The following is a 6,494-nucleotide window of genomic DNA, read 5'->3' as shown; positions in this document are numbered from 1 at the left end:
ATATTCATTATCTCCTTATCTAGTTTTTTTAGGAGATAACACTACATTAAGTATATACTTATTGACCAATCAACTTTTACAACTATTGAATATTTTTGACTTAGTATGTATAATAATATTGTTAAGATGCTAAAATTGATAGCAATATTATTATATAACTACAGATACTTATTTTCTAAAGTCAGTTAGACTGATATTGGAGTTGGTAGCTCCATAAACTCAATTGGTAGTTGAGTTGTCTTTATCTAGTAGTATTATCTCATTTTGTTGTTATCTTAAAATATTATTTTGAAAATACTCTGCTTTGGACGGCTTGGAGTATTTTTTTTGTTTAATTCCAATATTGGTTCAAACTCTGCTATATTGCTATATTATAGCTTATCATTAATAATATTATATGACAACTTTAATTCCCTCTTGTACATGAATGGTTTCTCTACTTTTTTATTCAATAAGTTCCTACTGTTTTTTGTTTAAACTTAGTAACTAAAAATCCTTTTATATTACACCTCCTATTGAATTTTTTTAATTTGCTGAATATAAGATAATTTTAATGGTATACCCTATGGAGGGTATAAAAGAATGTATTTACATTGAAATACAAGCATTTTATATATTAACTGTTTGAAAATATATAAATAGATATGGTAATTTGATATGTTTTAATCTAAACCTTGATTATACCATTTTTCAATATATATGTCAATTTTTTTTTTAGCATACACTATATTCCTACTTTTTTAAGGTTTAATCACATATTTTTATGTCTAAAATTACATACACTATTCTAAATTTTACATACACTATATTCCTATTTTTCAATATTTAAACATCATTTTGACCTAAAAACATACACACTCAATTTATTTTTTTGTAATGTGGAAGTGAAAGAACTATAGTTAAATTTGTTTTTTAAAACAACATGTAACTATATAACTACCCCCCTATATCTAATAGTAATACCATCATATTTAACAAGCCATTTAAACCTATTTTAAATTTTCAAAGATGAATTACACTAAGGCAACTTTTAAACGGCTCTTACAAGCTCGTACGAGGTCATTATATTATATAAACATTTACTATATACTCCTATTTGATAGCTCTGTTTTATCCATATAAAATTCTAATTTTCAATATAATTTACATACAAATAATTCTGCAAAACAGAACATTTGTACGCATTACTATAGCTATTTTTACATGCAGACGAAAATTTTTTTTTCATAGAAATAGATATCTTTTTTGTGATAATTCATATCAATCAATAATTATTTTTATAAATTTTAGTGACTTTTTTTACAAAACGACAATTCTGCATCTAAAACCGATATAAACTAGTGATTCCAATACTTACAAGACTTTTTTATATGTCAGTAATATATGGCATAAAAGTAAGTATTGTATGCCATTTTTTTATAAAACCCAGTAATTTCAATACATAAACTCGCTTTTATAGTTCTTATATTTGTTGATTTGTCAGTTATATGTCAGTAAATATTAATTTTTTATATCTTTATGCTTATTTTTACTCAATCTTAAATACATATATTTCTTAATAAACTAAAAATATTTAAACCTTGAATTCTACCCATGTAGAGAACTTTTCGACATTTTGTTTTACGATTATAGAATATATTTTATATACCAATTTGACTCTTGTACTCTATTTTAATAGAATGAAAGTAAATTAAAAAAGTATTGGGGGAATTAATTATGTTTAAAAAAATACCACCTTCTGAATTGAAAATAATGAAATTATTTTGGCAGTCTGACAAGGTATTGACATCACAAGACATAGTTTCTATAATGAGTCATGAGTGGAAGCAAACTACAACACTTACACTCTTATCAAGATTAGTAAAAAGAAATTTTTTATCTGCTGAGAAGCACACATCATATACAACATATACCGTTTTGGTTGATGAGGAAAGCTATCTACAATATGAAACTTTTGATTTTTTAAAAAATATACATAATGAATCTGTAACAAGCTTACTTCAATCAATGAGTAAAAAAGAATTTAGCAAAGAGGAAATAAAAACATTTAAAAACTTTATTAAAGATATACAAAATAAAAAATAAAATAGGTAGATTATATGGTTAATTTAATTTTACAGACTCTAATTCGTTCAACAATCATAAGTAGTTTAATTATTTGTATTTTGATAGTTTTAAATACGACTTTACTCAAAGGTTTTAGTAAAAGACTTAATTATTATATTTGGCTAATTGCTATAGCTAAATTAGTCATACCTTTTACATACACATATACAACAAATAAATTAGACACTAAAAATTTACTTGATAATTCAAATATAGATAACTTTCCAATTAATGAAAATATTATTATATTTATTTGGAGTGCTATTGCACTATTACTTTTTATCAAAACAATTAAAAGATACTTGAAATTTAAAAGCCTAATAGTTGATTTATCATATGATATTGAAGAAATAGAAGTAAAAAATCTTTATGATAATTTATTAAATGAATTTAAAATAAAAGGAAATATAAAACTAAAATACACTTATGAAGTTGCAAATCCTTCTTGTTTTGGATTATTTGAAAAATATATTCTTTTACCTCCACATGATTATTCTTTAGAAGAATTAAACTGGATTTTAAGACATGAATTGATTCACTATAAAAGCAAAGATTTATATATTAGATACTTAATCTTATTTTTAAAATGTGTTTATTGGTTCAATCCACTTGTATATCTATTGGATAGAGTTGTAGAAAATATTTGTGAAATGCACTGTGATGAAACAGTTTTAAAGGATTATAGTCTTGAAGATAGACAAAGTTATGCTATGACTGTTGTAAACTCAATCGAAAGAAATACAAATATACATAATGAATTTTCTACTGGTTTACATAGAATTAAAGGGTTTGAAAAAAGATTACATAATATGTTTATTACCAAAAACAGAAAAGGCATAATAATAGCTTTAATATTATGTTTGTTGTCTTCTCTTACATATTTAACTTTTGACTCTATTTCTTATAAATCACCCGACCGTTCAATATATAAAAAATTTCCACTGAAAGACTCAGTTTACAAAATTCATGTTGATGTTTAAACTATTCCATTGTGGAATAATTAAATAATATTCAAGGAGGGTTTTTATGTTAAAAAAAGTTAAAAAAATATTAATAGTGTTATGTTGTTTATTTGCATTAACAAGTGGTATTGTATTTGCAGATACTGAAACAAATTCAACTTACACAGAAACAGACAAGCCATTATGGACAATTCATATTGAAGGTTATACCTTTACTTATGATAATGCTCCAAAACAAGTCAAAGAAGAATATAAGGCTAAATGTGAAGAAATGGGTATAGCTCCATCACCTAAAGCTGAAATATTTATACCATCTGATGAAATGCAAAGTTATGGATTAAAAGATTATAAGAAAATCCCTGATGGTTTTGATATATATTTTTATGGTACATATTTTAAAGTAACTGGACAAAAAAATTATACTGTTACTACATCTACTTTAGTAGGTTATCATAAAATAGAAAGTGGTAATCCTGTACATTTAGCACAAATATTGCTTAAAGCTTGTGGTTATTCTATAGGTGTTGATAGTCAATTTGGAAATGAAACATATACAAGAGTCAGAAGCTTCCAGTCAAGTAATGGCTTAGGAGTAGATGGTATTGTTGGAGCAAGAACTTGGGAAAGATTAGCCTATGTTGCACATTTATAAGTAAAATCACAATTATTAATTTACATATAAAAATTAAGTCACCTATTATAAGGTGACTTTTTTAAGCTGCCTACTTTTTTATTAATAAAGCTCTATAAAATTAAGCATGATAAAACAAGTATTTTAATTACATATTCAAAGCCCTGTAACCCTCTCTAAGCCATTTCAATTTTCTTTTTTGTTTATCTATTTATTTTTATAATCCCTTATTTGTTTGTTTTGTAAAGTTATTTTTTTAAGTGCATAATAAGCATTTTAAAATTATATATAACATGTAAGTTGTAATCACATGTAATTCAGTATATTCGTTTCAAAGACAAGTATCTAGGTACTAGAACTATTATTTAGTATATTAGGATATTACAACTCGTGAAATGCGAGTTCTTAACTAAGTAATCTAGCTATTCTAGTAGGAACTAAACTATGGTAACTCCTCTTTATAAGATAGAACTATTAGCCATTACACTTCACATTTGTTTAGTTCCTATTCACCTGTACTGTAACAAGGGTAAGACGCCTATAAGAAAAAAGAAGCTAGAGATAAGTTTAGATAGTGCACCAATTTTTTACTTTTCTATTTTAGAATCTAGCATTTCCAATACTTACTAATACTTTTTTTGATTTTCAACTTATTTAAAAAAAGCATCTACTAATTAGGTCTGACTCTATATGTATTCTGACTCTATATGTATTCTGACTCTATATGTATTCTGACTCTATATGTATTCTGACTCTATATGTATTCTGACTCTATATGTATTCTGACTCTATATGTATTCTGACTCTATATGTATTCTGACTCTATATGTATTCTGACTCTATATGTATTCTGACTCTATATGTATTCTGACTCTATATGTATTCTGACTCTATATGTATTCTGACTCTATATGTATTCTGACTCTATATGTATTCTGACTCTATATGTATTCCTCCAAAGAGGGAGATATATATACTACATATATATGTACAATTATTTTACCAAAAGAAATTTTTAAAACGGCTTGTTTTCAATGCTTTAATGCCATTTTTTTTTTGCAATTCTCGTACAATTATTTTACCAAAAGAAATTTTTATCAATTAGTTTTTTTGAATAAAAATAGGACTAGAAAATCAATTCTAATCCTATTAAAAATCTATTTATTTAATCTATATGTATAGTACATAAATCCTCTATCATTTATTTTAGTTTCCCATACATCTAAAATTTTAGTATCTAATAAAGATTCTATCATGTCCGAAATTCTTTGTTGTGTTACTCCTAAATCTTTAGCTAACTCCTCTTGATTAATTCTTAATATATTTCCTTTTATTTTATCATCTTTGACCAATAAATCTTGTTTGTATCTCATATGAGTATATAATCTTAATTCTTCTGTAGAAATTATTCCCCATATTACTGTCAAGGTAGCGAAGTAACTAATAGTATATTGTTTATCTATATTGCATCTAACTTCCTTTACCTTGTATGTATCTTTTATTCCTAGCTTTGTAACACCTTTTGTTTTTGTAATATAATCATTATGTTGAAGCTCTTTTAATGTTTCTCTTAATGTCTTTTCACTCATAACAATGTTTTTAACTTTCTTCTTACGTTTATAGGTTATAAGCTCCATTATATCGTCTATGTTTAATTCTCTATCTTTATTGTTAAGTAACACATTATAGATAAACAATTGATTACCAGTCATTATTTTAACCCCTTTCCTATTCTTATATTTCAAATCCTTTGAGTGCTTATGTGGCATATTGAACAACATATCTTCATCACTATATATAAAATCTGATTCTATTTTATTCCAACAATCACTATTAAACTCACAAACTGTACAACCAAAATTAACTGTTTTAAGCTTCTCATACATATACTTGACTTGATATTCTAGTTCACTATTTGAAAGACTATTTTGTGATATATAGTTCCATTCTCTAGCAATGGACATTACTTGACTTAAACTTTTATTCCTCAATCTTAAAGTCACAACTATTTTTTGCAAATCTAGGTTTTTGTGTCCATCTTTACTACCATTTTTTAAAATATCTACTATACAATTTGGTAGCTTACTATCTAATATATATTTTGTATTAGTATTACCTACTGTTTTTACATCTTTGCAATATTTTTTAGCTAACTTTTCTATGTCATATCTATATATATTTTTGTCTTGGTGTATTATTTTTACTTGTTTAGTAGTATTTTTAATATTATATGTATAAGGTACTCTTAATACTTGAGTAGATAAATTTGCTTGTTTATCTGCACCCAATTTATTTATTAATGTATTTGTAACTTCTGATACTAACTTAATGTTATTAGTTTTATTAATTAGCACATAAACATGGAATCCATTTCCACTATCAACTAGGATATGATAGTGTAATCCTATCTTAGTAAATAAATTAATTATATCTTTATAATTAAAACCTTGTCCTAATTCTTTTTTATCAAAATCAAATCCTAGTACATATCTATTTATTAAGTTTTCATTAGCTCCTGCTTTTCCATCAGTTGTACATAAGTTAAAAAATGTATTTTCATAATAAATATTTTTTGCGAAGGCAAATTCTACTAAATCATCTATATTTTTAAAAAAAGTTACTTTACTATATTCTTTAAATTCTTCTCCGAGTTCTAATTGTTTACTATTGCTTTTATTATTTTGAAATACTCTAATATATTCATCATCAATAAAATTATTTCCTTGCCCTATCCCATCTCTAAATACTGCCATTAGAAATTTTTTTAATTTATACTTTAAATCTAATTGTTCCAT

4 protein-coding genes are annotated in these 6,494 nt (G+C 24.9%); 3 read left to right on the top strand and 1 reads right to left on the bottom strand.

All coding sequences use genetic code 11. The annotated features are described in order from the left end of the window. The first annotated feature begins 1,716 nt into the window (after nt 1–1,716). The 3 genes from ACTG47_RS20605 to ACTG47_RS20595 are packed head-to-tail and all read left to right on the top strand — an operon-like array spanning nt 1,717 to nt 3,720. Nucleotides 1,717–2,085: a BlaI/MecI/CopY family transcriptional regulator gene (locus ACTG47_RS20605; protein ID WP_321124089.1), complete on the top strand. Its 369-nt coding sequence runs from the start codon at nt 1,717–1,719 to the stop codon at nt 2,083–2,085. A gap of 14 nt (nt 2,086–2,099) precedes the next feature. After that, entirely contained in the window at nt 2,100–3,086 is a 987-nt protein-coding gene (locus tag ACTG47_RS20600; protein WP_479927264.1) for a M56 family metallopeptidase, read from the top strand. Between the two features lie 46 nt (nt 3,087–3,132). After that, nucleotides 3,133–3,720: a peptidoglycan-binding domain-containing protein gene (locus ACTG47_RS20595; protein ID WP_479927263.1), complete on the top strand. Its 588-nt coding sequence runs from the start codon at nt 3,133–3,135 to the stop codon at nt 3,718–3,720. A 1,136-nt stretch (nt 3,721–4,856) separates the two neighbouring features. On the opposite strand, the gene repA is transcribed toward ACTG47_RS20595, so the two are convergent. Next, on the bottom strand, nt 4,857–6,494 hold the full coding sequence (repA, locus tag ACTG47_RS20590) for a replication protein RepA (RefSeq protein WP_479927262.1): 1,638 nt from the start codon (nt 6,492–6,494) through the stop codon (nt 4,857–4,859).

It is taken from the genome of Clostridioides sp. LIBA-6622 (assembly GCF_056716095.1).
Note: the sequence above shows the minus strand (reverse complement) of the source record. Positions and strands in the feature narration are given on the sequence as shown.

What these genes read in the sequence shown, in the direction of transcription:
- ACTG47_RS20605 (WP_321124089.1), top strand. Translation starts at nt 1,717, where the DNA reads ATGTTTAAAAAAATACCACCTTCTGAATTGAAAATAATGAAATTATTT.
- ACTG47_RS20600 (WP_479927264.1), top strand. Translation starts at nt 2,100, where the DNA reads ATGGTTAATTTAATTTTACAGACTCTAATTCGTTCAACAATCATAAGT.
- ACTG47_RS20595 (WP_479927263.1), top strand. Translation starts at nt 3,133, where the DNA reads ATGTTAAAAAAAGTTAAAAAAATATTAATAGTGTTATGTTGTTTATTT.
- repA (WP_479927262.1), bottom strand. Translation starts at nt 6,494, where the DNA reads ATGGAACAATTAGATTTAAAGTATAAATTAAAAAAATTTCTAATGGCA.